The organism is Citrobacter sp. B72 (genome assembly GCF_016894305.1).
Taxonomy (GTDB): domain Bacteria; phylum Pseudomonadota; class Gammaproteobacteria; order Enterobacterales; family Enterobacteriaceae; genus Citrobacter; species Citrobacter portucalensis.
In genome coordinates this window covers 709,820-734,684 of record NZ_CP069801.1, presented here as the reverse complement: position 1 = coordinate 734,684, position 24,865 = coordinate 709,820, and the positions used below count along the sequence as shown (strand labels likewise).

The 24,865-nt window shown below is 52.3% G+C and carries 22 protein-coding genes; 10 read left to right on the top strand and 12 right to left on the bottom strand.

The window, feature by feature from the left end; genetic code table 11:
- Positions 1-2 precede the first annotated feature (2 nt).
- The 4 genes from hybO to yghX all read right to left on the bottom strand — a co-directional run bounded on the left by hybO (position 3) and on the right by yghX (position 4,425).
- Positions 3-1,121: a hydrogenase 2 small subunit gene (gene hybO / locus JQN59_RS03545; protein ID WP_003024486.1), complete on the bottom strand. Its 1,119-nt coding sequence runs from the start codon at positions 1,119-1,121 to the stop codon at positions 3-5.
- Positions 1,122-1,309: 188 nt separating this feature from the next.
- Positions 1,310-1,597, bottom strand: a complete 288-nt coding sequence (locus JQN59_RS03540) for a DUF2623 family protein (RefSeq protein ID WP_003024490.1) — start codon at positions 1,595-1,597, stop codon at positions 1,310-1,312.
- A gap of 84 nt (positions 1,598-1,681) precedes the next feature.
- Positions 1,682-3,322 (bottom strand): methyl-accepting chemotaxis protein, encoded by a 1,641-nt coding sequence (locus JQN59_RS03535; RefSeq protein WP_057068274.1) that lies wholly within the window; start codon positions 3,320-3,322, stop codon positions 1,682-1,684.
- 215 nt (positions 3,323-3,537) lie between these two features.
- Complete coding sequence (gene yghX / locus JQN59_RS03530) at positions 3,538-4,425, bottom strand: YghX family hydrolase (protein ID WP_149608068.1); 888 nt, start codon at positions 4,423-4,425, stop codon at positions 3,538-3,540.
- 155 nt (positions 4,426-4,580) lie between these two features.
- Between yghX and JQN59_RS03525 the strand changes: the two genes are divergently transcribed.
- A complete protein-coding gene (locus tag JQN59_RS03525; RefSeq protein ID WP_048215540.1) occupies positions 4,581-5,621 on the top strand; it encodes an aldo/keto reductase in 1,041 nt (346 codons plus the stop codon).
- 68 nt (positions 5,622-5,689) lie between these two features.
- Here JQN59_RS03525 and JQN59_RS03520 read toward each other — a convergent pair whose 3' ends face one another.
- A complete protein-coding gene (locus JQN59_RS03520; protein WP_008785809.1) occupies positions 5,690-6,193 on the bottom strand; it encodes an ESA_00282 family adhesion-associated protein in 504 nt (167 codons plus the stop codon).
- Positions 6,194-6,297: 104 nt separating this feature from the next.
- On the opposite strand from JQN59_RS03520, the gene JQN59_RS03515 reads away from it, so the two are divergent.
- Positions 6,298-6,702: a hypothetical protein gene (locus JQN59_RS03515; protein ID WP_048215539.1), complete on the top strand. Its 405-nt coding sequence runs from the start codon at positions 6,298-6,300 to the stop codon at positions 6,700-6,702.
- Position 6,703: 1 nt separating this feature from the next.
- Complete coding sequence (locus JQN59_RS03510) at positions 6,704-7,111, top strand: hypothetical protein (protein ID WP_008785811.1); 408 nt, start codon at positions 6,704-6,706, stop codon at positions 7,109-7,111.
- A gap of 77 nt (positions 7,112-7,188) precedes the next feature.
- On the opposite strand, the gene exbD is transcribed toward JQN59_RS03510, so the two are convergent.
- Complete coding sequence (exbD, locus tag JQN59_RS03505) at positions 7,189-7,614, bottom strand: TonB system transport protein ExbD (protein WP_008785812.1); 426 nt, start codon at positions 7,612-7,614, stop codon at positions 7,189-7,191.
- A 6-nt stretch (positions 7,615-7,620) separates the two neighbouring features.
- A complete protein-coding gene (gene exbB / locus JQN59_RS03500) occupies positions 7,621-8,355 on the bottom strand; it encodes a tol-pal system-associated acyl-CoA thioesterase (protein WP_003024507.1) in 735 nt (244 codons plus the stop codon).
- 250 nt (positions 8,356-8,605) lie between these two features.
- Here exbB and metC point away from each other — a divergent pair, with 250 nt between their 5' ends.
- Positions 8,606-9,793, top strand: a complete 1,188-nt coding sequence (metC, locus tag JQN59_RS03495) for a cystathionine beta-lyase (protein WP_149608030.1) — start codon at positions 8,606-8,608, stop codon at positions 9,791-9,793.
- Between the two features lie 131 nt (positions 9,794-9,924).
- Positions 9,925-10,584: a DedA family general envelope maintenance protein YghB gene (gene yghB, locus JQN59_RS03490; RefSeq protein ID WP_003024510.1), complete on the top strand. Its 660-nt coding sequence runs from the start codon at positions 9,925-9,927 to the stop codon at positions 10,582-10,584.
- 93 nt (positions 10,585-10,677) lie between these two features.
- Here the strand turns inward: yghB and JQN59_RS03485 are convergent, their stop codons facing one another.
- The gene (locus tag JQN59_RS03485) at positions 10,678-11,577 is read right to left on the bottom strand and encodes an AraC family transcriptional regulator (protein ID WP_048215538.1); all 900 of its coding nucleotides are present in this window, start codon (positions 11,575-11,577) and stop codon (positions 10,678-10,680) included.
- Between the two features lie 194 nt (positions 11,578-11,771).
- Between JQN59_RS03485 and yqhD the strand changes: the two genes are divergently transcribed.
- From yqhD to JQN59_RS03465, 4 genes are all read left to right on the top strand, one after another.
- Positions 11,772-12,935 carry an alcohol dehydrogenase gene (gene yqhD / locus JQN59_RS03480; protein ID WP_048215537.1) on the top strand — a complete coding sequence of 388 codons (1,164 nt, stop codon included), beginning with the start codon at positions 11,772-11,774 and terminating at the stop codon, positions 12,933-12,935.
- Positions 12,936-13,168: 233 nt separating this feature from the next.
- Complete coding sequence (dkgA, locus tag JQN59_RS03475; RefSeq protein ID WP_032945014.1) at positions 13,169-13,996, top strand: 2,5-didehydrogluconate reductase DkgA; 828 nt, start codon at positions 13,169-13,171, stop codon at positions 13,994-13,996.
- 188 nt (positions 13,997-14,184) lie between these two features.
- Positions 14,185-15,639 (top strand): DASS family sodium-coupled anion symporter, encoded by a 1,455-nt coding sequence (locus tag JQN59_RS03470; RefSeq protein ID WP_003828381.1) that lies wholly within the window; start codon positions 14,185-14,187, stop codon positions 15,637-15,639.
- A 44-nt stretch (positions 15,640-15,683) separates the two neighbouring features.
- Positions 15,684-16,139: an HIT family protein gene (locus JQN59_RS03465; RefSeq protein WP_008785817.1), complete on the top strand. Its 456-nt coding sequence runs from the start codon at positions 15,684-15,686 to the stop codon at positions 16,137-16,139.
- A gap of 103 nt (positions 16,140-16,242) precedes the next feature.
- Here the strand turns inward: JQN59_RS03465 and JQN59_RS03460 are convergent, their stop codons facing one another.
- The gene (locus tag JQN59_RS03460; protein WP_003024532.1) at positions 16,243-18,414 is read right to left on the bottom strand and encodes a YgiQ family radical SAM protein; all 2,172 of its coding nucleotides are present in this window, start codon (positions 18,412-18,414) and stop codon (positions 16,243-16,245) included.
- A 199-nt stretch (positions 18,415-18,613) separates the two neighbouring features.
- Here JQN59_RS03460 and JQN59_RS03455 point away from each other — a divergent pair, with 199 nt between their 5' ends.
- Positions 18,614-20,089: a TrkH family potassium uptake protein gene (locus tag JQN59_RS03455; RefSeq protein ID WP_149608031.1), complete on the top strand. Its 1,476-nt coding sequence runs from the start codon at positions 18,614-18,616 to the stop codon at positions 20,087-20,089.
- Positions 20,090-20,105: 16 nt separating this feature from the next.
- Here JQN59_RS03455 and ftsP read toward each other — a convergent pair whose 3' ends face one another.
- The 3 genes from ftsP to parC all read right to left on the bottom strand — a co-directional run bounded on the left by ftsP (position 20,106) and on the right by parC (position 24,781).
- The gene (gene ftsP, locus JQN59_RS03450) at positions 20,106-21,518 is read right to left on the bottom strand and encodes a cell division protein FtsP (protein ID WP_008785819.1); all 1,413 of its coding nucleotides are present in this window, start codon (positions 21,516-21,518) and stop codon (positions 20,106-20,108) included.
- 71 nt (positions 21,519-21,589) lie between these two features.
- Positions 21,590-22,327 carry a 1-acylglycerol-3-phosphate O-acyltransferase gene (gene plsC, locus JQN59_RS03445; protein ID WP_003024540.1) on the bottom strand — a complete coding sequence of 246 codons (738 nt, stop codon included), beginning with the start codon at positions 22,325-22,327 and terminating at the stop codon, positions 21,590-21,592.
- Between the two features lie 195 nt (positions 22,328-22,522).
- Complete coding sequence (gene parC, locus JQN59_RS03440) at positions 22,523-24,781, bottom strand: DNA topoisomerase IV subunit A (RefSeq protein ID WP_057068261.1); 2,259 nt, start codon at positions 24,779-24,781, stop codon at positions 22,523-22,525.
- Positions 24,782-24,865 lie beyond the last annotated feature (84 nt).

Sequence of the window (24,865 nt, the reverse complement as noted above, 5' to 3'; positions counted from 1 at the left end):
GGTTATTCTCCCCGTGAGTCAGCGTTATCTTTCTTCTGCTGACGCCCCAGTTCACGAACCGCCATCACGCTGACACCGGCAACCAGTCCTACTACGCCACCCAGCAGTCCAATCGCTCCGGCAGAAACATTGCCGCCTTCTTTCATGTTGACATCAGGTTTCTCGGAACGCGGCGTTTGGTTTTCTACATGAGCAAGCTGGTGAATACCTTTATGGAAGCCGACGCCTTCTTCGTTACAGCCGTAGCAAGGGTGACCGATAGCCACCGGCCACACGCCGCCCACATCGCAGAATTGCAGCGTTGAGCAGTTGCCGTAGGTTTCTGGTCCTTTACAGCCCAGATGGTAGAGGCACCAACCTTCGCGGTGGCCTTCATCACCAAACTCTTTGGCAAAACGACCAGCATCGAAGTGCGGGCGACGTTCGCAGTGTTCGTGAATCAAACGGCCATAGGCGAATGTCGGACGGTTTTTGGTATCCAGCTTCGGCGGCTTACCATAAGTGATGATATGCGCGACCGTTGCGAGGAAGTTATGCGGGTTCGGCGGACAGCCGGGGATGTTGATGATGGTTTTGCCTGGCAGAACTTCTTGCAGGCCGACGGCACCCGTTGGGTTAACGCCAGCGGCAGCAACACCACCCCACGCGGCGCAAGAGCCGATGGCAATGATAGCGGCTGCGCCTTCTGCGGCCCGGCGGATGTGATCCACGATCGGTTCGCCGGCAACCATACAGTAAATACCATTATCTTTCAGTGGGATAGAACCATCTACTACCAGAACATATTGCCCTTTGTACTTCTCCAGAGCGTTATGTTTGTTCTCTTCAACCTGATGGCCGAAGGCGGCAGAGAGTACCTCATGGTATTCCAGAGAGATTGTCTCCAGAACGAGGTTTTCCACTGTAGGGTGTGTCGCGCGAAGCAGCGATTCAGTACAACCCGTACACTCCTGAGCACCAATCCAGATAACCGGTGGGCGCTGAGGACGAGAAACTGATTCGGCCATTTCTGCGGCGGCTTTGCTACTGAGCCCCATGGTAGCGGCCAGTGCTGCACAAAGCTTCATGAAATCACGGCGATTAATGCCGCTCGAATTGATGAGAGAGTTATCTCCAGTCATTTTATAGTTATTCCGTTGCGAAGACCTGGCTTTTATTTTGCACCATTCGCATGTTGCATATTGCGATCGGCGCGCCATTACCACACTTTTTATATGGTTATGTGCATTATAATACTTCGGCGGAGCAACAAAACGAAGGCGTAGGTCAATAGTGTAATTAATTAAAGCAAGATAATACCCCTTTCGGATCAAGCTTCGAGTCGATAGCCAGCCATGAAAAACCGAATTGTTGTACTGGACTGGTTCTCTTTAAAGAAATCCATCACCATCTCTTTATCCAGCCCATAACGGCGCGTCAGGATCCCCGCTTCCCACGCGCTGAGCTGTCGATCGCCCGTTTTTTCAAACATTCGATGTGAAAATCCCAGCACAAAACCACGCTTATAATCCGCACAAAAATTCGCCACCGAGCGTGCACTGTCCGCACTTGAGGCGTTTAATCCGGCCATCAGGCCTTTACCAAAATGGTTGTCCATGCATAACCTCCAATCGCTATATAATAAATTATATAGCGATTTTTTAAGCAAAGACCAGAGGTATCACGAACTTTTTATAACGGCTTAAAAGGACACCCACTCATCCGTTTTAGCGGCCGCAGACGTTTTGCTGTCTGCTGAAGAGGAAGTGGTTTGGCTGGCTGCGTATTGCACATCATTAGCGGAAAGGCGGAACTGTTGCACCGAGCGTTGCAGCTCCTCTGTTTGTCGTTCCAGCGCCACTGCCGCGGCGGAAACTTGTTCTACCAGCGCAGCATTCTGTTGCGTTACGCTGTCCATCTGCGTGATCGCCACGCTCACCTGCGAGATACCCTTATTCTGTTCTTCCGAGGCAGAGGCAATTTGCTTCATGATGACAGTCACTTCGGTGGCGCCGCGCAGAATCGCCTCCATGGTTAATCCTGTTTCTTTAACCAGACGAGCACCCTGATCAACACGACGCGATGACTCGCCAATCAGCGTCTCAATCTCTTTCGCCGCCCCGGCGCTGCGACTGGCAAGGTTACGTACTTCACCGGCGACGACGGCAAAACCGCGCCCCTGCTCGCCTGCCCTGGCTGCTTCAACCGCCGCGTTCAGCGCCAGAATGTTGGTCTGGAAAGCAATGCTATTAATAACTGACGTGATTTCCGCGATCTGTTTAGAGCTGGCGGCAATGCCGTCCATCGTCTCTACCACTTCTGAAACCAGCGTGCTCCCTTTGCCTGCCGTTTCTGTGGCCGTATCGGCAAGCAGGCTGGCTTCACGCGCATTTTCTGCGTTCAGTTTTACCGTTGCGGTCAGTTGCTCCATGCTGGCAGCGGTCTCTTCCAGTGCCGCAGCCTGCTCTTCAGTACGTGAGGAGAGATCGTTATTCCCGGTCGAAATTTCCGTCGCCCCTCGCCAGATGTTGTCACTACCTGAACGGATGGTACTGACGGCTTCGCGCAGGCTATCCTGCATCGCGCACAATAACGGCACCAGTTGACCCACACAGTTACGACCAAAATCTTCGATGGGATGGCTAAGATCGCCCTGCGCAATCTGCTGGAACTGTTGGCGAATACGTCCCAGCGGTTTCACCATCATGGAGACAAGGTAGCGGTCGGTAAAGAAAAGGAGGGCAATCCCAAGGATCACGGCGGTGATAATTAGCGTCCGGATGATAGAGGTTTTGCCATCGACCATCACGCGGGTGGTATCGAGTCGCTCACCTGCCGTGGCGTTAAAACGCTCGGCACTGGCGCCAAATTCACGGCTCAACGCGGGTGTAATAGTGCTGGCATGCTCCGCAAAGGCCGTAAGCGTGCCCTGCTGCGCCAGTTGCATTTGCGGGATCACGCCGTTGTCCAGCAGCGCCTGCCACTTCGTCAGTACTGCGTTAGCGACGTCAGGATCCATAGGGCCCGGAGATAATGTTTTCATCTCCTGGAGTTTTTTGCTCATATTCTCCAGGGACTGTTGCGCTGGCGCAAAATCAGGCGTTCCGCCACTCATTTTGACATCCATGGCGCGACTTAAGCGCGTTACGAAGCGAAAGTACTGATCGTTACCCTGACTGAGAACCGTCATCTGATGGACAAGATGACGGTCAATATCATTGCCTTCAGATATTTTTGATAACGAATGAAGACTGAATAAACCCACGCCCGACCAGAGCAGGCAAAAAAGTCCCAATATTGCCAACATGACAATACGAATAGTGAAGTTTTTCAGCAAACGCATAATAATTTCCTTGCCGTTGATGAGGAATTCGCCATCAGGCGATACTTATCCTTGTTATCGGCAGGCAGTAGAGAAGATATAATGCGTTCTTTATTTTTTTACTTTCTTAAGTACATCCACTATCTCTCCACACTATATCAATATGAATGCTAATGAAATTAGGTAGCATTATTATTCAGGTAATTAGTTATAAGCATTAAATAATCTATTGTTTTCTATCGCAAATATTTTTTAAACCACGCAAGAGTACGTTCCCAGGCTAAATCAGCGGCAGCTTTATCATAACGGGGGGTCGAATCGTTGTGAAAGCCATGATTAACACCGGGATAGATATAGGCTTCATAGACTTTCTTATTGGCCTTAAGCGCCGCTTCATAGGCAGGCCATCCCTCATTAATACGTGTGTCTAATTGCGCATAGTGCAGTAATAAAGGCGCGTTTATTTTAGGGACATCTGATGTAGGAACCTGCCGCCCATAAAAAGGCACCGCGCAGGCCAGTTCAGGGAAAGCCACAGCAGCGGCATTCGACACACCACCACCGTAGCAAAATCCGGTAATACCTACCTTTCCCGTCGCCCCTGAATAATGTTGCATAAATTCAATGGCGGCAAAAAAATCATTCATCAACTTTACGGGATCAACCTGCTGCTGCAATTCCCGACCTTTATCATCATTGCCAGGATATCCCCCTACCGAACTTAATCCATCCGGCGCAAGTGCCATAAAGCCCGCCTTCGCCACCCGTCTCGCCACATCTTCAATATACGGATTCAGCCCACGATTCTCATGCACTACCACCACCGCCGGAACTTTCCCTGTCACCTTCGCAGGTTTAACTAAATACCCCCGCACATCACCATGCCCTTCAGGCGAAGGATAGGTAATATATTCCGCCAGAATATCGGGATCGGTAAATTCTACCTGCGTTGCGAGGGCATAGTTGGGTTTCAATAAATTGAATAAGGCCAACGCCGTCATGCCACCCACTGCATATTTCGCTGCCAGATTGAGAAACTCGCGTTTCGTTATTTTGCCATGCGCGTAATAGTCATAGTAGTCGAGCAGCTCTTGCGGAAAGTCTTTGGCAGTCAAACGCGGCATCGTCGCACTCCTGATTGATGTTTTTTTAAGCAAAGCACAGTGACCTGTTTTTGCCCAGTTTTTCATCTCAGTGTGACCTGGTGAACGGGATATTCACCGTGAACCCGCTAGAATAGAAACGTTGTTTCGAAATTCACCTGCACTAAGGAGATCTCATGGCCTGGTTTGCCAATCCTGAACGTTACGAGCAGATGCTCTATCGCTACTGTGGGCGCAGCGGTTTGCGTTTACCCGCGCTATCGCTGGGTTTATGGCACAGTTTTGGGAACGTTCAGGCGCTGGATTCACAGCGCGCCCTGTTGCGTAAAGCATTTGATTTAGGCATCACGCATTTTGATTTAGCCAATAACTATGGGCCGCCACCGGGCAGCGCAGAAGAGAATTTTGGCCGATTGCTGCGCGAGGATTTTGCACACTATCGCGATGAACTGATTATCTCCACCAAGGCAGGCTATGACATGTGGCCTGGGCCATACGGTTCTGGCGGTTCGCGCAAATACCTGCTCGCCAGCCTCGACCAGAGTCTGAAACGCATGGGTCTCGACTATGTCGATATCTTCTACTCTCACCGCGTTGACGAAAATACGCCAATGGAAGAGACCGCCTCGGCGCTGGCCCACGCCGTGCAAAGCGGTAAAGCGCTGTATGTCGGCATCTCATCCTATTCTCCGGAACGTACGCAGAAAATGGCCGAGCTGATGCGGGAATGGAAAATTCCATTGCTGATCCATCAGCCGTCTTACAACCTGCTTAACCGCTGGGTAGACAGCAGCGGCCTGCTGGATACGCTGGAATCCAACGGTATGGGCTGCATCGCATTTACGCCGCTGGCTCAGGGACTACTGACGGGGAAATACCTTAACGGTATTCCGGAAGGTTCACGCATGCAGCGTGAAGGGAAAAAGGTTCGTGGGTTAACGGAAAACATGCTGACGGAAGAAAACCTTACCAGCCTGCGTTTGCTTAATGAGATGGCGCAACAGCGTGGACAGTCGATGGCACAAATGGCCTTAAGCTGGCTGCTAAAAGACAACAGGGTAACGTCGGTATTGATTGGCGCCAGTCGACCGGAGCAACTGGAAGAAAACGTTCAGGCGCTGGCGAATCTGACGTTCAGCGCCGAAGAACTGGCGCAGATCGATAAGCACGTCGCGGACGGTAAGCTGAACCTGTGGCAGGCCTCATCTGACAAATAACCGTAGGTAACACCGTGCCGGGTAGCAACGTTGTTCTTCCCGGCACGTAATACGGGCCAGCCAGTCCCTCACACCTCTTCTGCTTTGATTTCTGGGCGCTGATATTCCGGCCACACCAGCGCGACAAGTGCAGGGTAGGCTTCCAGGCTGAACTCCCTGAAGCACTGACGTAAGTTAAGCACGTCCAGATCGGCATGCGGGACTTTCTCGCCACTCAGACAGCGTTTTTTAATATTGTCGTAATATTTATACACTGCAGAGTTGAGATCGCTGCAACGCCGCTGTGCATCAAATAGCCCTGGCGTCTCATTCAGCTCCACCATTGTCATCCGTTTGATCGTCGAGTGGATAAAATCGATATATTCGTGATTGACGCGCCAATACCAAACCGGAGTAATCGAATTCATCAGTACCGAGAAATGATCTTCACCCTCTTCTTTACTCAGTATTTCCGGCTGGTTTTCAGCGTATCCATTTTCTGCATTACGGTTTTTATTTGCACTGCGCATCAACAAAAGTACCCCGCAGGTCAGCAATAGCAGGGTAATAACAGAATAAAATATACTGTTCATATACTGGCTCCATTTTTTTTGATTTTAAAATTACGCCATGCTATTGTCAACGCGGCATGGTTTATTTAAAACAACATATCATTGGCATCAAAGGATATTTCAACATGCTTCCCGAGCATCTTGTTCCCTCGTGTTTTCACTTATCCAACTCACCTGACAATACCACCTCCACAGATAATAGTGAAAATTTGACTCAGGGGAAGATAACATTAAGCGATTACGAATCCGATATTTTGATTAGCTCAACCGCTACCGGTCAGTCACGAAATATGCTATTTGAAGAGTGCGACCGCCATTTAAAAGAGCGTCTATTTCGTGCAGCAAAAATTGAGTCATTCTCTCGTCTACTCAATTCACTACAGGCAGAAGGCGACATTAATGCACAAGAATTAAGTAAAATTTTGACTCAAAAAACAGCCATCATAAATGAACAGGGCAACAAAATTTGGCTTAATTTAATTACCCGTGAAACCAGCGACCCTATTTTTTATTCTCTGGAAGAGAAATAAAATGAAAGATGTTGAGGATAATAATGTTTATTTGGCTTTAGATAACCATAAAAGCGATGAGTTTGTCTTAAAGCAAAATTTAGCCGTGTTGATTGCCAATAAAAACGCGACACTGGAAAGCGTTGCTCAGGAGATAGTCTCTATTCCCGCTGCACTGGTGCGGATGAAATGGCAAAATCGCCGTGAAATTTACTCGCTACAGGCTAAAGAAGAGATCTACGGTGCCGCGATCGAAGCCATTATGGAGCAGCAACCAGAACTGCGGGACAAAATCATGGCCCGACTGGAAAGCACCTACCAGCATATACTCGCGCGGGAAACGGCCACCTTACGCCTGACGCGAAAGCTGTCTGAAGGGAACTACGAACCCACCAGGATAACCACGGTCGCGTTAGATGAGAACAGATAAGAACAAGTGTGCAAGGGAGTTGAATCAGGAGAGACACGCCGGGTAAGGCGGCAACCATTACCCGGCAATGATGAGGATTACTTCGCTTTCACAGTCTCTTCGCCAACCAGACCAATCTTCAGGAAGCCCGCCTGATGCAGCGTATCCATCACCTTCATCATGGTCTCATAATCAACGGTTTTATCTGCCCGGAAGAAAATCGTGGTGTCTTTCTTCCCGTCAGTTAACGCATTTAGCTCGTTAATCATGGTTTCATCCGTCACCTGATTGTTGCCAATAAACATACTCTTATCGGCTTTAACTGACAGGTAAACCGGTTTTTCCGGACGCGGCTGCGGCGTGCTGGTGGAGGCAGGGAGATTCACCTTCACATCTACGGTTGCCAACGGCGCGGCAACCATAAAGATGATCAATAAAACCAACATAACGTCGATAAACGGCGTCACGTTGATTTCATGCATTTCACCGTTGTCGTCCAGGTTTTCATTAAAGCTCATTGCCATGGAACATTATCCTACACGTAATTTCTGCGCTGCACGTACCGGATGCGCGGATGCGCTTGCATTCAGGTCCAGATCGCGACTTTGCAGCAACAGCACCTGTGCCGCGACGTCACCCAGCATCGCTTTATAGCTGCCAATCTGACGTGCGAAAATGTTGTAGATAACAACCGCTGGAATTGCTGCAACCAGACCAATTGCGGTCGCTAACAGCGCTTCTGCGATACCCGGCGCAACAACGGCCAGGTTGGTCGTTTGAGTTTGTGCAATCCCGATGAAGCTATTCATGATGCCCCATACGGTACCGAACAGACCGACGAATGGAGAGATAGCCCCGATGGTGGCCAGGTATCCGTTACCGCGGCCCATATGACGACCTACCGCCGCCACACGACGCTCCAGACGGAAGCCGGTACGCTCTTTAATGCCTTCGTTATCGTCGCTGCCTTCTGACAGTTCCAGCTCGTTCTGCGCTTCATTAATCAACTGTGCGCCCAGGCTTTTGCCATCGAATCCTGCGGCAATTTCACTTGCCTGATCTAAAGAGCGGGCTTCCGCCAGCAGTTGCTGTTCACGCTTAAGGCGGCGTTTCTGAGTAAAGAACTCAAGGCTCTTACTAAAGAAGATAGCCCAGGTGACCACTGACGCCAAAATCAGCCCAATCATCACGCACTTAACCACGATATCGGCGTGCTGATACATACCCCAGACGGAAAGATCCGTCTGCATCAAATTATTACCCACTCTGTATCTCCAGGACGCAAATCACAAAATCTGAGCGTAATCATATCAAAACGACGTCGAATTGATAGTCGTTCTCATTACTATTTACATATTGCCGCACCTTTGGTTTCTTTTCCTTGCGCTTACGCAGTAAAAAAGTCACCAGAAGCATTTTGAGATTATTTTCTACTGTATGACCGTTCTGCAGGATGCGTCATCTTTGATTCATGGTAGTTTAGACATCCAGACGTATAAAAACAGGTAAGACAACATGGCAGATAAGCAACTTGAAACCAAACTCGTTCACGCAGGACGCAGTAAAAAGTACACGCTGGGCTCGGTAAATAGCGTGATCCAGCGCGCTTCTTCGCTGGTTTTTGACACCGTAGAGGCCAAAAAACAGGCCACGCACAACCGGGCGAACGGTGCGCTTTTCTATGGGCGTCGCGGAACCCTGACGCATTTCTCTCTGCAGGAAGCGATGTGCGAACTGGAAGGCGGCGCGGGTTGCGCGCTGTTCCCCTGCGGTGCGGCGGCCGTTGCCAACACCATCCTTGCCTTTGTGGAGCAAGGGGATCATGTGCTGATGACCAATACCGCCTATGAACCCAGTCAGGATTTCTGCACCAAAATTCTCGGTAAGCTCGGCGTGTCCACCGGCTGGTTCGATCCGCTGGTTGGCGCCAATATCGTTAAGCACATACAGCCGAACACGAAAGTCGTATTTCTGGAATCTCCCGGTTCTGTCACTATGGAAGTGCATGATGTTCCCGCTATTGTTGCCGCCGTCAGAAGCGTCGCGCCGGATGCAATCATCATGATTGATAACACCTGGGCTGCCGGGGTGCTGTTCAAAGCGTTGGATTTTGGCATCGATATCTCTATTCAGGCAGGCACCAAATATCTGATTGGTCATTCTGACGGCATGGTCGGCACGGCGGTATCTAATGCCCGCTGCTGGGATCAACTGCGCGAAAATGCCTATCTGATGGGGCAAATGCTGGACGCCGATACCGCCTATATGACCAGCCGTGGACTGCGTACGCTGAGCGTTCGCCTGCGTCAGCACCATGAAAGCAGCTTAAAGGTCGCCGAGTGGCTGGCCAGCCATCCGCAGGTCGCCCGCGTGAACCACCCGGCACTGCCCGGCAGTAAAGGGCATGAATTCTGGAAGCGTGATTTTACCGGTAGTAGCGGCCTGTTCTCCTTTGTATTGAACAAGAAGCTCAATAATGAGGAGCTTGCTGCGTATCTGGATCACTTCAGCCTGTTCAGCATGGCCTACTCCTGGGGCGGTTTTGAGTCGCTGATTCTCGCCAACCAGCCGGAACACATTGCGGCAATCCGTCCGCAAGGCGAGGTGGATTTCAGCGGAACGCTCATCCGTTTACATATCGGTTTAGAGAATGTTGACGATCTGATTGCCGATTTGGCCGCAGGATTTGCCCGAATCGAGTAAAATTGCCACAGATGGACATATAAGCAGACACTTCTGGTGGAAAAGTCTGCAATTGTTGCGTCCGGGATCAAGGCATCCCGGGCAATTCAGGAGTACAATCCACACATAAACGCTGTTCCACAGGAAAGTCCATGGTAGTCATTCAAGATATTGTCTCCGCGCTCTGGCAACACGATTTTGCCGCACTGGCGGATCCGCACGTTGTGAGCGTGGTGTACTTCGTCATGTTCGCCACGCTGTTTTTAGAAAATGGCCTGCTGCCCGCCTCCTTTTTACCCGGAGACAGCCTGTTATTACTGGCAGGAGCGCTGATCGCTCAGGACGTGATGAGTTTTTTACCTACCATAGCTATTCTGACGGCCGCAGCCAGTCTGGGCTGCTGGCTGAGTTATATTCAGGGACGCTGGCTAGGCAACACGCGCACGGTGAAAGGCTGGTTGGCGCAATTACCGGAAAAATACCATCAGCGCGCGACCTGCATGTTTGACCAACACGGTCTGATGGCGCTGCTGGCAGGGCGTTTCCTGGCGTTTGTTCGCACCTTACTGCCAACGATGGCGGGCATTTCAGGGCTTCCTAACCGTCGGTTCCAGTTTTTTAACTGGCTGAGTGGCCTGCTGTGGGTCACCGTCGTCACCAGTTTCGGCTATGCGCTGAGCATGATCCCGTTCGTTAAACGCCATGAAGATCAGGTGATGACCTTTCTAATGATCCTGCCGATTGCCCTGTTAACCGCAGGATTGTTGGGAACATTGTTCGTGGTGATTAAAAAAAAATACTGTAGCGCCTGAGTATTATCCGTAGCCGGGGTAATTCCCGGCATTATGCCTGATGGCGCGCGGCTTTAAGGCCTACGGTATACCTGTCAGGCCTACTACAAGAAATCAACTCCCCTGCATCATACGAATTCTTGCCGCATCTTCCCCCGGCGTTACGCCAAAGAAACGTTTGAACTCCCGACTGAATTGCGATGCGCTCTCATAGCCGACGCGCATGGCAGCCGCACTGGCCTTCATCCCATCGTGAACCATCATCATCCGTGCTTTATGCAGGCGATAGCTCTTAAGATATTGCAGCGGCGACGTGCTGGTCACCGCTTTAAAATTATGATGAAACGCCGACACGCTCATGTTCGCCTCTGCCGCCAGCTGTTCTACATTGAGGTTTTCGGTGTATTTGGTTTCAATCCGCTTCAGTACCCGGCTTATCAAACTGAAATGCGTCTGGCGACTGACCAGAGCAAGTAACGCGCCGCCGCGCGGTCCGGTCAGCACATGGTAGAGGATCTCGCGAATAATCTGTTTCCCCAGAATACGCGCATCCAGCGGTCGCTCCATCACATCCAGCAGGCGCTCAGCAGCGCAGAGAATTTCGTCAGAGAGCGTTGCAGAGTTAATCCCGCTGGCCGCCATGGCGGGCTGGAACAGCTCGTCTTCCCCAATGTCCATCAGCAGCTCCTGCAATTGCAGGATATCGACATTCAGATAAATACCGGCCAGAGGAACCTCCGGCGTCGCATAGGTTTCACATTCAAAGGGTAAAGGTACGGTTAGCAGCAGGTATTCGTTGGCGTCATAGCGAAATACGCGCTCATTGATGTAACCAATTTTATGTCCCGAAAAGAGAAATATGATGCCTGGCTGATACATGACCGGTGTACGCGCCGCCGGCTCCGTACCGTGTAGCAGGCGGACATCTGGCAGCAGTTCGTTAAGTCTATTTTCATTGTTTTTCAGCTGCTTAATTTTATCTGTCAGCAGAAGACAGATCTCATCACGGTTCATGGGACACCATTTCATCATCGGTTTTCGACCCTGACATAATGCGCAGATTTATCCGTTTTCTCCAGCAGTCTGTAGAAATGGGCAAGACATCGGCAGAAATGAGCATTGAGAGCAGCGCGGCGGGCGACCACAATGTTCATCATCCGGCAGACACTCACCTGCCCTCTTTTATTACCCACCAAAGGGAACGAGCAATGAACAACTTTAATCTCCATACCCCAACACGTATTTTGTTTGGTAAAGGCGCGATTGCTGAGCTGCGCGATCAAATTCCTCAGGACGCTCGCGTACTGGTTACCTACGGCGGCGGCAGCGTGAAAAAAACTGGCGTCCTGGCGCAGGTTCAGGACGCGCTGAAAGGCCTGGATGTGCTGGAGTTTGGCGGTATCGAGCCAAACCCGTCTTATGAAACGCTGATGAACGCAGTAAAAATCGTGCGTGATGAGAAAGTGACGTTTCTGCTGGCGGTAGGTGGCGGTTCAGTGCTGGACGGCACCAAATTCATCGCGGCAGCGGCACAGTACGCTGATGGCATCGATCCATGGCGCATTCTGGAAACCCACGGCAACGACGTAACAAGCGCCATCCCGATGGGCTCCGTATTAACCCTGCCTGCAACCGGCTCTGAATCTAACTCCGGCGCGGTAATTTCGCGTAAAACCACCGGCGATAAACTGGCCTTTATGACCCCGTTTGTGCAGCCAGTATTTGCCGTTCTGGATCCGGTTTACACCTATACCCTGCCGCCACGTCAGGTTGCGAACGGCGTTGTAGATGCCTTCGTGCATACCGTTGAGCAGTATGTAACTTATCCGGTAGACGGGAAAATTCAGGATCGCTTTGCCGAAGGCATTCTGCTCACGCTGGTAGAAGAAGGTCCGAAAGCCTTGCAGGAGCCGGAAAACTACAACGTGCGTGCGAACGTCATGTGGGCGGCAACCCAGGCGCTGAACGGCCTGATTGGCGCAGGCGTACCGCAGGACTGGGCAACGCATATGCTGGGCCATGAACTGACCGCAATGCACGGTCTGGATCATGCTCAAACGCTGGCCATCGTTCTGCCAGCGCTGTGGAATGAAAAACGTGATACCAAGCGTGCCAAACTGCTGCAATACGCAGAGCGTATCTGGAATATCACCGAAGGTTCCGACGACCAGCGCATCGACGCCGCCATTGCCGCTACCCGCGCTTTCTTCGAACAAATGGGCGTACCCACTCGCCTGTCTGACTATGGCCTGGACGGTAGCTCCATCCCGGCATTGCTGGAAAAACTGGAAGCACACGGTGGTACGCAACTGGGCGAACATCAGGACATTACGCTTGAAGTCAGCCGTCGGATTTACGAAGCTGCCCGCTAAGGTTTTTTAACCTCCGCCTTTCGTTTTTGGGTATTTATACCAGGCTTAAGTCACACCTAACTCACCGGGGGCTGCCCCGGTGAACTCAATTTACACCCAATCATTCATGGTGCATCGAGGCGGCAATTAAGTGAATCCCCGGGAGCGTACATAAGTACGTGACCGGGGTAAACGCAAGCAGCCAACAAAGAGGCAGCCTGAAGGATTAGAAGGATTAAGTGTGGGGGGGAATTATGACCAGTCCAACCATTATCAAGCTACAGGATGGTAACGTCATGCCACAACTGGGCCTGGGGGTCTGGAAGGCAAGCAACGAAGAAGTCATCACCGCCATTCATAAAGCGCTGGAAGTGGGGTATCGCTCAATTGATACCGCTGCGGCGTACAAAAACGAAGAAGGTGTCGGCAAAGCAATACGCGATGCTGGCGTACCACGGGACGAGTTATTCATCACCACCAAGCTGTGGAATGATGACCAAAAACGCCCCCGGGAAGCCTTGCTCGAAAGCATGGAAAAACTCCAGCTTGATTACCTCGATCTATACCTGATGCACTGGCCGGTTCCGGCGATCGACCACTACGTTGAAGCGTGGGAAAACATGATCGACCTGCAAAAAGAAGGGCTGATTAAGAGCATCGGCGTGTGCAACTTTCAGATCAATCATCTCCAGCGGTTGATGGATGAAACCGGCGTACCTCCGGTGATTAACCAGATCGAACTTCATCCGCTTATGCAACAGCGCCAACTGCACGCCTGGAACGCAACGCATAAAATCCAGACCGAATCCTGGAGCCCGCTGGCGCAGGGCGGCAAAGACGTCTTTGATCAAAAGATCATCCGTGACCTCGCTGAGAAATATGGCAAATCACCGGCGCAGATTGTCATCCGCTGGCACCTGGATAGCGGGCTGGTGGTGATTCCAAAATCGGTCACCCCTGCGCGTATCGCAGAAAACTTTAACGTCTGGGACTTCCGCCTGGATAAAGACGAATTAGGCGAAATCGCGAAACTCGATCAGGGCAAACGTCTGGGGCCAGACCCGGATCAGTTCGGCGGTTAAGCCCTTCCCTCCAGCCCGACACTCTCGTCGGGCCTTTACTGATTTGAAATATCAGGAAACAATTCGCACACATATATTGATGTATTTCTTGCAGTCGCTGGAGCAGCATTACGCAACATAACCTGTTAATTATTAAATAAATATATTTATTTGATGAATACATTCACCATATCCATAGGTGCGTAAACGTGACTGAGAAAAAAAGTAGCGGAGTCAAATGGCTCCCATTAATTCTTATAATATTCATTTCTGCCGGACTGTGGCAGCTTACTCCACCTTCCGGGTTAAGTGCGCCAGCCTGGCATTCGGCAATTATTTTCGTCGCGACTATTGCCTCTATCGTGGCAAAAGTTTTACCCATCGGCGCGGTCGGCATTATTGGGATTACGGTTTTTGCACTCGCCTATGCTGCCGGGGATAAAACCGCCAGCGGCGCTATCACCACGGCACTGAGTGAGCTGAACAGTTCACTTATCTGGCTTATTGTCGTGGCTTTTATGATTGCCCGCGGGTTTATCAAAACAGGCCTCGGACGACGCATTGCGCTGCAGATGATCCGTCTGCTCGGCAAGCGCACGCTGGGACTCGCCTATGGTCTGGCTTTTGCCGATCTGATCCTCTCCCCGGCAATGCCGAGTAATACAGCACGCTGCGGCGGCGTCATCTATCCGATTGCTGACTCTCTGGCACGCAGTTTCCATTCGAACCCGGAAGATGAGTCCCGCAGTAAAATCGGTACCTTTCTTATCACCTGTATTGGCAACGTCAACGACGTCACCGCCGCGCTCTTTATGACCGGCTATACCGGCAACCTGTTGGCGGTGAAACTGGCGGCCAATGCGGGCGTCACGCTGACCTGGGGCGGCTGGTTTATGGCGGCTCTGCTGCCATGCCTTGTGTCATTACTGCTGGTTCCACTGCTGGTCTACTGGATCGTGCGCCCGGAAATTAAACACACGCCGGACGCCCCTAACCTGGCGCGCAAAGAGCTGGCGGAAATGGGCAGTATGTCTCGCGGCGAATGGCTGATGCTGGCTACCGTCGGCGTACTGCTGGTGCTGTGGATTTTTGGCGATACGTTAGGCGTCGACGCCACCACTGCCTCGTTCGTGGGACTGTCCATTTTATTGCTAAGCGGCGTTCTGAGCTGGGAAGATGTGAAGAGCGAGAAAGGCGCATGGGACACACTGATTTGGTTTGCCGCGCTGTTGATGATGGCGAACCAGCTGAAAAAACTGGGCTTCACCACCTGGTTTGGCAATCTGATCGGCGATAGCCTGAGCAGTACTATGCACGGTACCAGTTGGGTGATCGTCTTACTGCTGCTGAACGCCGCCTACTTCTATACCCACTACTTTTTTGCCAGCGGTAATGCACAGATTGCCGCGCTGTACGCCGTTTTCCTTGGTGTCGGCCTGCATCTGAATATTCCCGCAGCCCCCACGGCATTAATGCTGGCCTTCACCAGCAGTTTGTACTGCTCGCTCACCCAGTACACCCACGCTCGCGGTCCAATCCTGTTTGGTGCCGGGTACGTTCCAACGGGCGTCTGGTGGCGTACAGGATTTATCATCAGCTTGTTTAACCAGGCGGTGTTTATCACCGTGGGTCTGATGTGGTGGAAGGTGTTGGGTCTGTACTAAACTGACTGCGTCCTGACGAATCACCTTACCTGCGGAGAAAAGGAATGACCTGTATTTTCTGTCAAATAGTTGAAGGTAAAGCACCCTGCCATAAGGTCTGGGAAGACGAGCATCATCTGGCTTTTCTGTCGATTTTCCCGAACACCGACGGTTTTACCGTGGTGATCCCGAAAAAGCATTATCCCAGCTATGCCTTCGACATGCCGCCGCAGGCACTGGCTGATCTGATGCTGGCGACCCAAAAAGTGGCTAAGAAACTGGATAAAGCTTTCCCGGATGTCAGTCGTACGGGGATGTTCTTCGAAGGTTTCGGCGTAGACCATGTGCACAGCAAATTAAGCCCCATGCACGGTACTGGCGATCTAACCCACTGGAAACCGATTGAAGCGCGGCAGAACAAATTTTTCGAGCAGTATGAAGGATATCTTTCGTCACACGATCATGAACGGGCGGATGATGCAAAACTGGCCGCATTAGCGGCCAGAATTCGTGAAGCATAAATACTGAGTCTCTCTGCCGGATGGCGGTTCAAGCACCTTATCCGGCCTACAAAATCGTGCTATTTGTAGGCCTGATAAGCGTTTCACCACCGGGCAAGGCAGATTAGCGCCCTGCCACTTTCCCGCGTTTTTTGTTTGCGGCAGGCGTCTGGCGCTGATGCGCCACCGGTGTGTGCTTGGTCAATGCCGGGCGAGTATGACGGTTTTGGCGACGCGCTTCGCGCATCTCTTCCAGCGTAGGCGCCGGGACCAGACATTCGCGACGACCGCCGATCAGATGTTTTTTACCCATATCTTCCAGCGCCTGGCGGATTAACGGCCAGTTGGCTGGATCGTGGTAACGCAGCAGGGCTTTATGCAAACGACGCTGCTTATCACCTTTCGGCACCACCACGTCTTCACTCTTATAACCAATTTTACCCAGAGGGTTTTTCCCGGTGTAATACATGGTTGTGGAGTTCGCCAACGGCGATGGATAGAAGTTCTGCACCTGATCCAGACGGAAACGACGTTGCTTCAACCACAACGCCAGATTCACCATATCTTCGTCACGCGTACCCGGGTGCGCGGAAATAAAGTACGGGATCAGGTATTGCTCTTTACCCGCTTGCTTAGAGTAGGTATCGAACAATTCCTTAAAGCGATCGTAGCTGCCCATCCCCGGCTTCATCATCTTCGACAGCGGGCCTTCTTCGGTATGCTCTGGCGCAATCTTCAGGTAGCCGCCAACGTGGTGGGTCGCCAGCTCTTTGATATAACGCGGGTCTTCAACCGCGATGTCGTAACGCACGCCCGAAGCGATGAGGATCTTTTTAATGCCTTTCAAATCACGCGCACGACGATAAAGGTTAATCGTCGGTTCGTGGTTAGTGTCCATATGCGGACAGATATCCGGGTAAACGCATGACAGACGACGGCAAGTTTGCTCGGCGCGCGGTGACTTACAGCGCAGCATATACATGTTCGCCGTTGGGCCGCCGAGGTCGGAAATCACGCCGGTAAAGCCTGGAACGGTGTCGCGAATGGCTTCGATTTCATTGATGATCGAGTCTTCAGAGCGGCTCTGGATGATGCGACCTTCGTGCTCGGTGATCGAACAGAACGAACAGCCGCCAAAGCAGCCACGCATAATGTTGATCGAGAAACGGATCATCTCATAGGCCGGAATGCGGCTGTCGCCATACGCCGGATGCGGCACGCGTTTGTACGGCAGCGCAAAGACGCTATCCATCTCTTCGGTAGAGAGCGGAATGGCTGGCGGGTTGATCCAGATGTAGCGATCGCCGTGCTTTTGCATCAGCGCACGCGCACAGCCTGGGTTGGTTTCGTGGTGCAGGATACGCGACGCATGCGCATACAGCACTTTATCGCCCTTCACTTTTTCGAAGGACGGCAGCAGCACGTAGGTTTTTTCCCACGGTTTCGGGCGCGGCGGTTGTACGGTTACCGCTTTCGCTTCCTGCTTTTTCGGTGCGACCGGCTTGTTGTCAGCACACGGCAGATCTTCACCATACGGATGCGGGATCGGGTCAATCTTACCCGGCGTGTCGAGGCGCGTGGAATCCACCCCACTCCAGCCCGGCAGCGCTTCTTTAACCATAATCGCAGTGTTACGCACGTCGCGGATCTGATCGATGGTTTCGCCCATCGCCAGACGATGCGCCACTTCCACCAGCGGACGTTCGCCGTTGCCGAACATCAGCATGTCGGCTTTGGAATCCACCAGAACAGAGCGACGAACGGTATCGGACCAGTAGTCATAGTGCGCGGTACGGCGCAGGCTGGCCTCAATACCGCCGAGAATAACCGGCACATCTTTCCATGCTTCTTTACAGCGCTGGGTATAGACCAGCGTGGCGCGGTCCGGACGTTTGCCCGCAACGTTGTCCGGTGTGTAGGCATCGTCATGGCGCAGTCGGCGATCGGCGGTGTAACGGTTGATCATCGAGTCCATGTTGCCTGCGGTCACACCAAAGAACAGGTTCGGTTTACCCAAACGCATAAAATCGTCTTTGTTGTTCCACTCCGGCTGGGCGATAATCCCTACGCGAAAGCCTTGTGCTTCCAGCATACGTCCGCAAATTGCCATGCCAAAGCTGGGATGATCGACGTATGCATCGCCGGTAACCAGAATGATGTCGCAGCTATCCCAGCCAAGTTGGTCCATTTCGTCGCGTGACATCGGCAAAAACGGTGCCGGGCCAAAACAGGCAGCCCAGTACTGCGGCCAGGAGAAAAGGTCTCTGTCCGGCTGGATCAGGGATATTGCGCTCATAATGCTTCCAAAAATGGTAAAAAAATAATCAAAGGCCGAGGATTATACGCTGTATGTCGGCAAGAAATGAAGTGGAGTCTGAACCAGACCAGTAGAAAGTTATATAAATTGTTAAATTTTACGACGATCATTTTTATCAATCATAATTAAGACCATGCCGGCCAGCTGAGATAACTCTTTTTCGGCGGGGGATTTTTCATTGCGACTCAACGATTCACTGCATATTTCCCAGTTACGGGTTGTTGTTCACCTGTGCGGATTTCTGGTTCTTCTCTACAGCTTTTCTATGCTGCCACCGATGCTCATCGCTTTGTTAAACAAAGAGCGGAGCTTGTTCGCCTTTTTCAGCACGTTTATGACTTTCTTCACCCTCGGCGGCGGGGCGTGGTTGGCAACCAAACATGCGGGGATTCAACTGCGCACCCGGGATGGTTTCGTCATTATCGTCCTGTTCTGGCTGTTGTTTTCGTTTATCAGCGCGATGCCGATGTGGATGGACGATGGCTTAAACCTCTCTTTTGCGGATGCCCTGTTTGAAGGAGTTTCTGGGATTACCACTACAGGCGCAACGGTGATTGATGACGTCAGCGTCTTGCCGAAGTCGTATCTGTACTACCGGGCTCAGCTCAATTTTATTGGCGGTCTGGGTGTTATCGTCCTCGCCGTGGCGGTATTGCCGCTGCTGGGTATTGGTGGCATGAAGCTGTATCAGTCTGAAATGCCGGGCCCTTTTAAAGAAGAACGCCTCACGCCAAGACTTGCTGATACTGCACGCACGCTGTGGATGACCTATGTCATTCTGGGTCTTATTTGTACTCTGGCCTACTGGGCTGCCGGGATGTCGTTTTTCGACGCCTTATGCCACGGGCTGTCGACGGTCTCTCTCGGCGGATTTTCCACTCGCAGCGAGAGCATCGGCTTTTATAACAGCCATGCCATTGAGCTTGTCGCCGGGATATTTTCACTGCTGTCTGCATTTAACTTCACCCTCTGGTACGTTGCTATCGTGAAACGTACCTTCAAACCCTTTCGTCGTAATGCCGAATTGCGTTTCTTTTTGCTTATTGCGTTGGTGGTCACGCTGATCGCCACCTGGCAAGTTTGGCGGGCAGGCATGTACGGATTAACGGACAGCCTGGTGCATGCTTTTTTTCTGGCCAGTTCCATGCTGACAGATAATGGCCTGTCGACGGCGGATTACGCGCAGTGGCCTTCGCACACGATCTTCATGCTGCTCAGCGCCAGTTTCTTCGGCGGTTGTGTGGGATCGACCTGCGGGGGGATTAAGGTGCTGCGCTTTTTGATTATGTTCAAGCAGTGCCGTCAGGAGTTACACCAGCTCGCGCATCCCCGTGCCCTGCTTAACATCAAAGTGGGCAATAGCGTGGTAAGCGACCGGGTGGTGCGTTCGGTATGGAGCTTTTTCTTTCTCTACGTTTTGTTCACCAGCGTTTTTATCTGGGCGCTCAATCTGATGGGCTACGATCTCTTCTCCTCTTTCGCCACCGTTGCCGCCTGCATCAACAATATGGGGCTAGGATTTGGCGTCACCGCCACGACATTTGGCACCTTAAACGAGGAAGCAAAGCTACTGATGTGCGCGGCCATGATCATGGGGCGTCTGGAGATTTACCCCATTCTGATCCTGTTCTCGCGCATGTTCTGGCGGGCGTAACGAATACCCCGGCGCATTACGGCGCCGGGTTCACCAACATCTGTCCGATTGAGCCACGATCCGCCATTTCCAGCGTCTGGCTATTAAAGTAGAACGGGAAATGGGCCCAGGAAGGCTGTCCGTAATAAACCAGTAATTCAACCTGGCCATCAACCCAGACAGTATCTTTCCAGCCTCTGTCTTCCGGGAACGGCATCGCGCCATTCACATTACGGATCAGGAACGAAACACCTTCAATATGGAAGGACTGGGGCATATCCGCCCGCACCGTCCAGCGCTCCCAGGAGCCCTGCTGGGCAGTAATATCCATACGATTGACGTCCCACAGCTGACCGTTGATGCCAGGATCGTCGTCCAGGCTGATATCACGGCTGCGAATCGGCGAACCGCTGAGGATTTCCGTTGGCAGCAGGCGCATTGGCAGGCTATCGGTCACCAGCGGCAGAAGGCCCGTTGGACGCAGAGTCAGCACCAGCGTGGAGATGAGAATACTGGAAGGCTCAAAGAACCCGCGGATCCTGTCGACAATACTGGCCGCCTCACCACAGGTGATAGAGACCTCATTACCGTTCGTCATATCCACCAGGATCTCACGACGCTCGCCCGGAGCCAGCGAGAGCTGCTTCACCGAAACAGGCGCAGGTAAAAAACCCTGATCGCCGGAAATCACATGCAGCGCACGGCCATCGCTCATTTGCAGCTGGTAACGACGCGAGTTTGAAGCGTTCAGCAAACGCAAGCGCACCCAGCCGCGGGAGACTTCGACATACGGGCTTTGCGCCCCGTTGACCAGTAACGTATCGCCAACAAAACCACCGCTGCCGGGCTCGCTGTATTCCGGCGTGCCAAAGTTGTCCAGCCGCTTGTCCTGGATAATGACTGGAAAATCATCCACGCCATAGTGGTTGGGAATAGACAGTGATTTACTCACTTCATCTTCAACCAGCCACATCCCGGCAAGACCGTTATAGACCTGCTGAGCAGTACGATTTGGCGTATTAGCGTGATACCACAACGTGGCGGCATTCTGGCGAATCGGTAGCACCGGCGCCCAGTCAGCATTCGGGGACATCATGCGCGCCGGGCCGCCCATCAGCGGGCCAGGTACCTGTAACCCGGCGACGGTCATCGAGACATTTTCAGTCAGACGGTTGCTGTAGATAAGCTTGACGTCATCCCCTTTCCAGACGCGGATTGTCGGTCCCAGATAGCGGCCGTTAATTCCCCAGACAGGTGCGCGCGTGCCTTGTGTAAAGGACCAGTGCGCACGTTGCAGCGTCATAAATAGCGGCTGCCCCCGGCGGGATTCCAGCAGCGGAGGCACGGGTAACGGTTGTTGCTGACCGGCAGCATTAGCCTTCAGCGGAACAGCACCTGCACACAGTGCGATCCCCGATGCCTGAATGAACTGACGCCGACTGAATGACATATAAACTCCATAAAAAACTGGCTATTAACACGCAGGAAGTCATTTCCTGTAAAAAACCCGAATTGCGCGGATTAAACCTTACCGGCGGCTTCCCGCTCAGCAACTTCTTTATCGAGTTCTGCGATTTTTTGTTCCATCAGCGTGCGGCAATGCGCTGCCAGTTCACGAACCTGATCTTTCCCAAAGTGGCTAATATCCACCGGTGGCAACATCTCGACAATTGCCAGACCATTATTGAGTCGATTGAGTTTTATCTTGTTCGAGGTTGTGGAAACGCACACCGGAATGACCGGGACACCAGCAGCAATCGCTGCATGGAACGCGCCGGTTTTAAACGGCAGCAGACCGCGACCGCGGCTACGCGTCCCTTCAGGGAACATCCAGATAGAAATGCGACGTTTTTTGAAATGATTCACCACGGCAGCAATGGTGCTGTGCGCTTTAGCGCGGTTGTTTCTGTCAATCAACAGGTTACCGGTTAACCAGTACAGCTGCCCGAAGAAAGGGATCCACAGCAGGCTTTTTTTACCTACCGTCACCGTCGGCGGCTGAACGATATTCGCAGCGGTAACCATGTCATAGTTGTTCTGATGGTTACAAATATAGATAGCATTACCATAGTTCTGCGCGTCTGCCGGCATGCGGCACTCGACCTTCAGGCCATAAAGGGGAGCCAGGCGGCCAAACATATGGCCGAACGTTGCAACGTGTTTTGGATTTCGTGGGCTGAACAGACAGTATATGCAACCGAAAATACAGACCAGAACGCAGTAAATAACAGTAATAATTAAACGAAAAATATATAGCATAACAACCTCTAAGGCCTAAGAGCCTGGCATTTTACGTCACCTGATTCATCACGCGGTATCAGGTTAGGGCTTTGTTAAGGGCGGCTCTCTGGAAAAGCGTATTGTTAATCGCAACGCACGAATAAACAACGGTTTCACGGGAATTTTTAACGTTGGCTCTCCCTGGGCTTTAACAGGGAGAGCCGGACGGTAGCGTTATTCTTCGCTGTCGCCGTGACTGGCGCGTCGAGGCGAGTCAATCTCAATGCTGTCGATACGCTGCAGACCACGCATTAGCGTGCCGCGACGGCCGCGCTCTCCGGTCACTTTCTGCAACTCTTCAGGACGCAGTTTGATTTTGCGCTTACCGACGTGGATGGTCAGCGTGCTCTGCGGCGGCAGCACGTAAAGTTGCGCCAGGCCATCCTCGCCTTTCGCCGCTTCCGCTGAAGGGATATTAATGATCTTGTTCCCTTTGCCTTTCGACAACTGCGGTAAATCGCTCACCGGGAACATCAACATGCGGCCAGCCTGAGTAATAGCCAGTAGCATGTCGGTTTCATCTTCAATCACCACCGGCTGCATCACGCGCGCATTTTCTGGCAGCGTAATCAACGCCTTACCCGCACGGTTACGTGCGACCAGGTCATTGAAGGTGCAGACAAAACCGTAGCCCGCATCGGAGGCCATCAGCAGTTTCTGATCGTCGCCTTCCATCAGCATGTGCTCAACCGTCGCGCCTGGCGGCAGCGTGAGCTTCCCGGTCAGCGGTTCACCCTGACCGCGCGCCGACGGCAGCGTAATCGGGTCGATGGCATAGCTGCGTCCGGTCGAGTCCACGAACACCACCGGCTGGTTGCTCTTACCCTTCACTGCCGACTTAAAGCTGTCGCCCGCTTTATAGCTTAATCCTGGCGCATCGATGTCGTGGCCTTTCGCGCTACGCACCCAGCCACTCTGGGACAACACAATGGTCACCGGCTCAGATGGCAGCATGTCGTGCTCGCTCATCGCCTTCGCTTCTTCGCGCTCCTGCAACGGAGAACGACGATCGTCGCCATAGGCGTCTGCATCGGCCTGCAGCTCTTTCTTCAGCAGGTTACTCATTTTACGTTCGGAAGCCAGAATGGCCTGCAACTGATCGCGCTCTTTCGCCAGCTCATCCTGCTCACCGCGGATTTTCATTTCTTCGAGTTTGGCAAGGTGGCGCAATTTCAGCTCAAGGATGGCTTCAGCCTGGGTTTCAGAAATGCCAAACCGCGACATCAGCTCAGGCTTAGGTTCATCTTCATGACGAATAATTTCGATGACTTCGTCAATGTTGAGGAACGCCACCAGCAAACCTTCAAGGATGTGCAGGCGCTTGAGCACTTTTTCCAGACGATAATTCAGGCGGCGACGCACGGTATCGCGGCGGAACGCCAGCCATTCGGTGAGGATCTCCAGCAGGTTTTTCACCGCCGGACGACCATCAAGACCGATCATGTTCAGGTTGATACGGTAGCTTTTTTCGAGATCGGTAGTGGCAAACAGGTGGTTCATCACCTGCTCCATATCCACACGATTAGAGCGCGGGACAATCACCAGACGGGTCGGGTTTTCGTGATCCGATTCGTCGCGCAGGTCGTCTACCATCGGCAGCTTTTTATTGCGCATTTGAGCAGCGATCTGCTCCAGCACTTTTGCCCCGGAAACCTGATGCGGCAGCGCGGAAATCACCACCGCGCCGTCTTCTTTCGTCCATACCGCACGCATACGTACGGAGCCGCGTCCGTTTTCGTAAATCTTACGAATTTCCGCGCGCGAAGTAATAATCTCCGCTTCGGTCGGGTAATCCGGCCCTTGCACGATATCCAGCAACTGATCCAGCGTCGTTTTCGGCTGCTCAATCAGGGTAATCGCTGCTTTTGCCACTTCACGCAGGTTATGTGGCGGAATGTCCGTTGCCATACCAACGGCAATACCGGTCGTGCCGTTCAGCAGAATATTTGGTAGACGCGCAGGCAGCATCTTCGGCTCCTGCATGGTGCCGTCGAAGTTTGGCACCCAGTCCGACGTTCCCTGACCGAGTTCACCCAGCAGGACTTCCGCATATTTAGACAGGCGTGATTCGGTATAACGCATCGCCGCGAAGGATTTCGGGTCGTCCGGTGCCCCCCAGTTCCCCTGCCCGTCAACCAGCGGGTAACGGTAAGAGAACGGCTGCGCCATCAGCACCATCGCTTCATAGCAGGCGATGTCGCCGTGCGGATGGTATTTACCCAGCACGTCACCGACGGTACGGGCGGATTTTTTAAATTTGGCGCTGGCATTCAGCCCCAGTTCGGACATCGCGTATACGATGCGACGCTGAACGGGTTTCAAACCATCGCCAATAAACGGCAACGCCCTGTCCATGATGACGTACATGGAATAGTTCAGATAGGCGTTTTCCGTGAATTCATGCAGCGCCAGGCGCTCTGCCATATCGCTCATTAATCGTGGTTCCTCAACTTTGTACCCCTCTATTGAAGGGCAATATTGCCGCAGATACTACCCTATCTGGCGTGTTGAGTCACA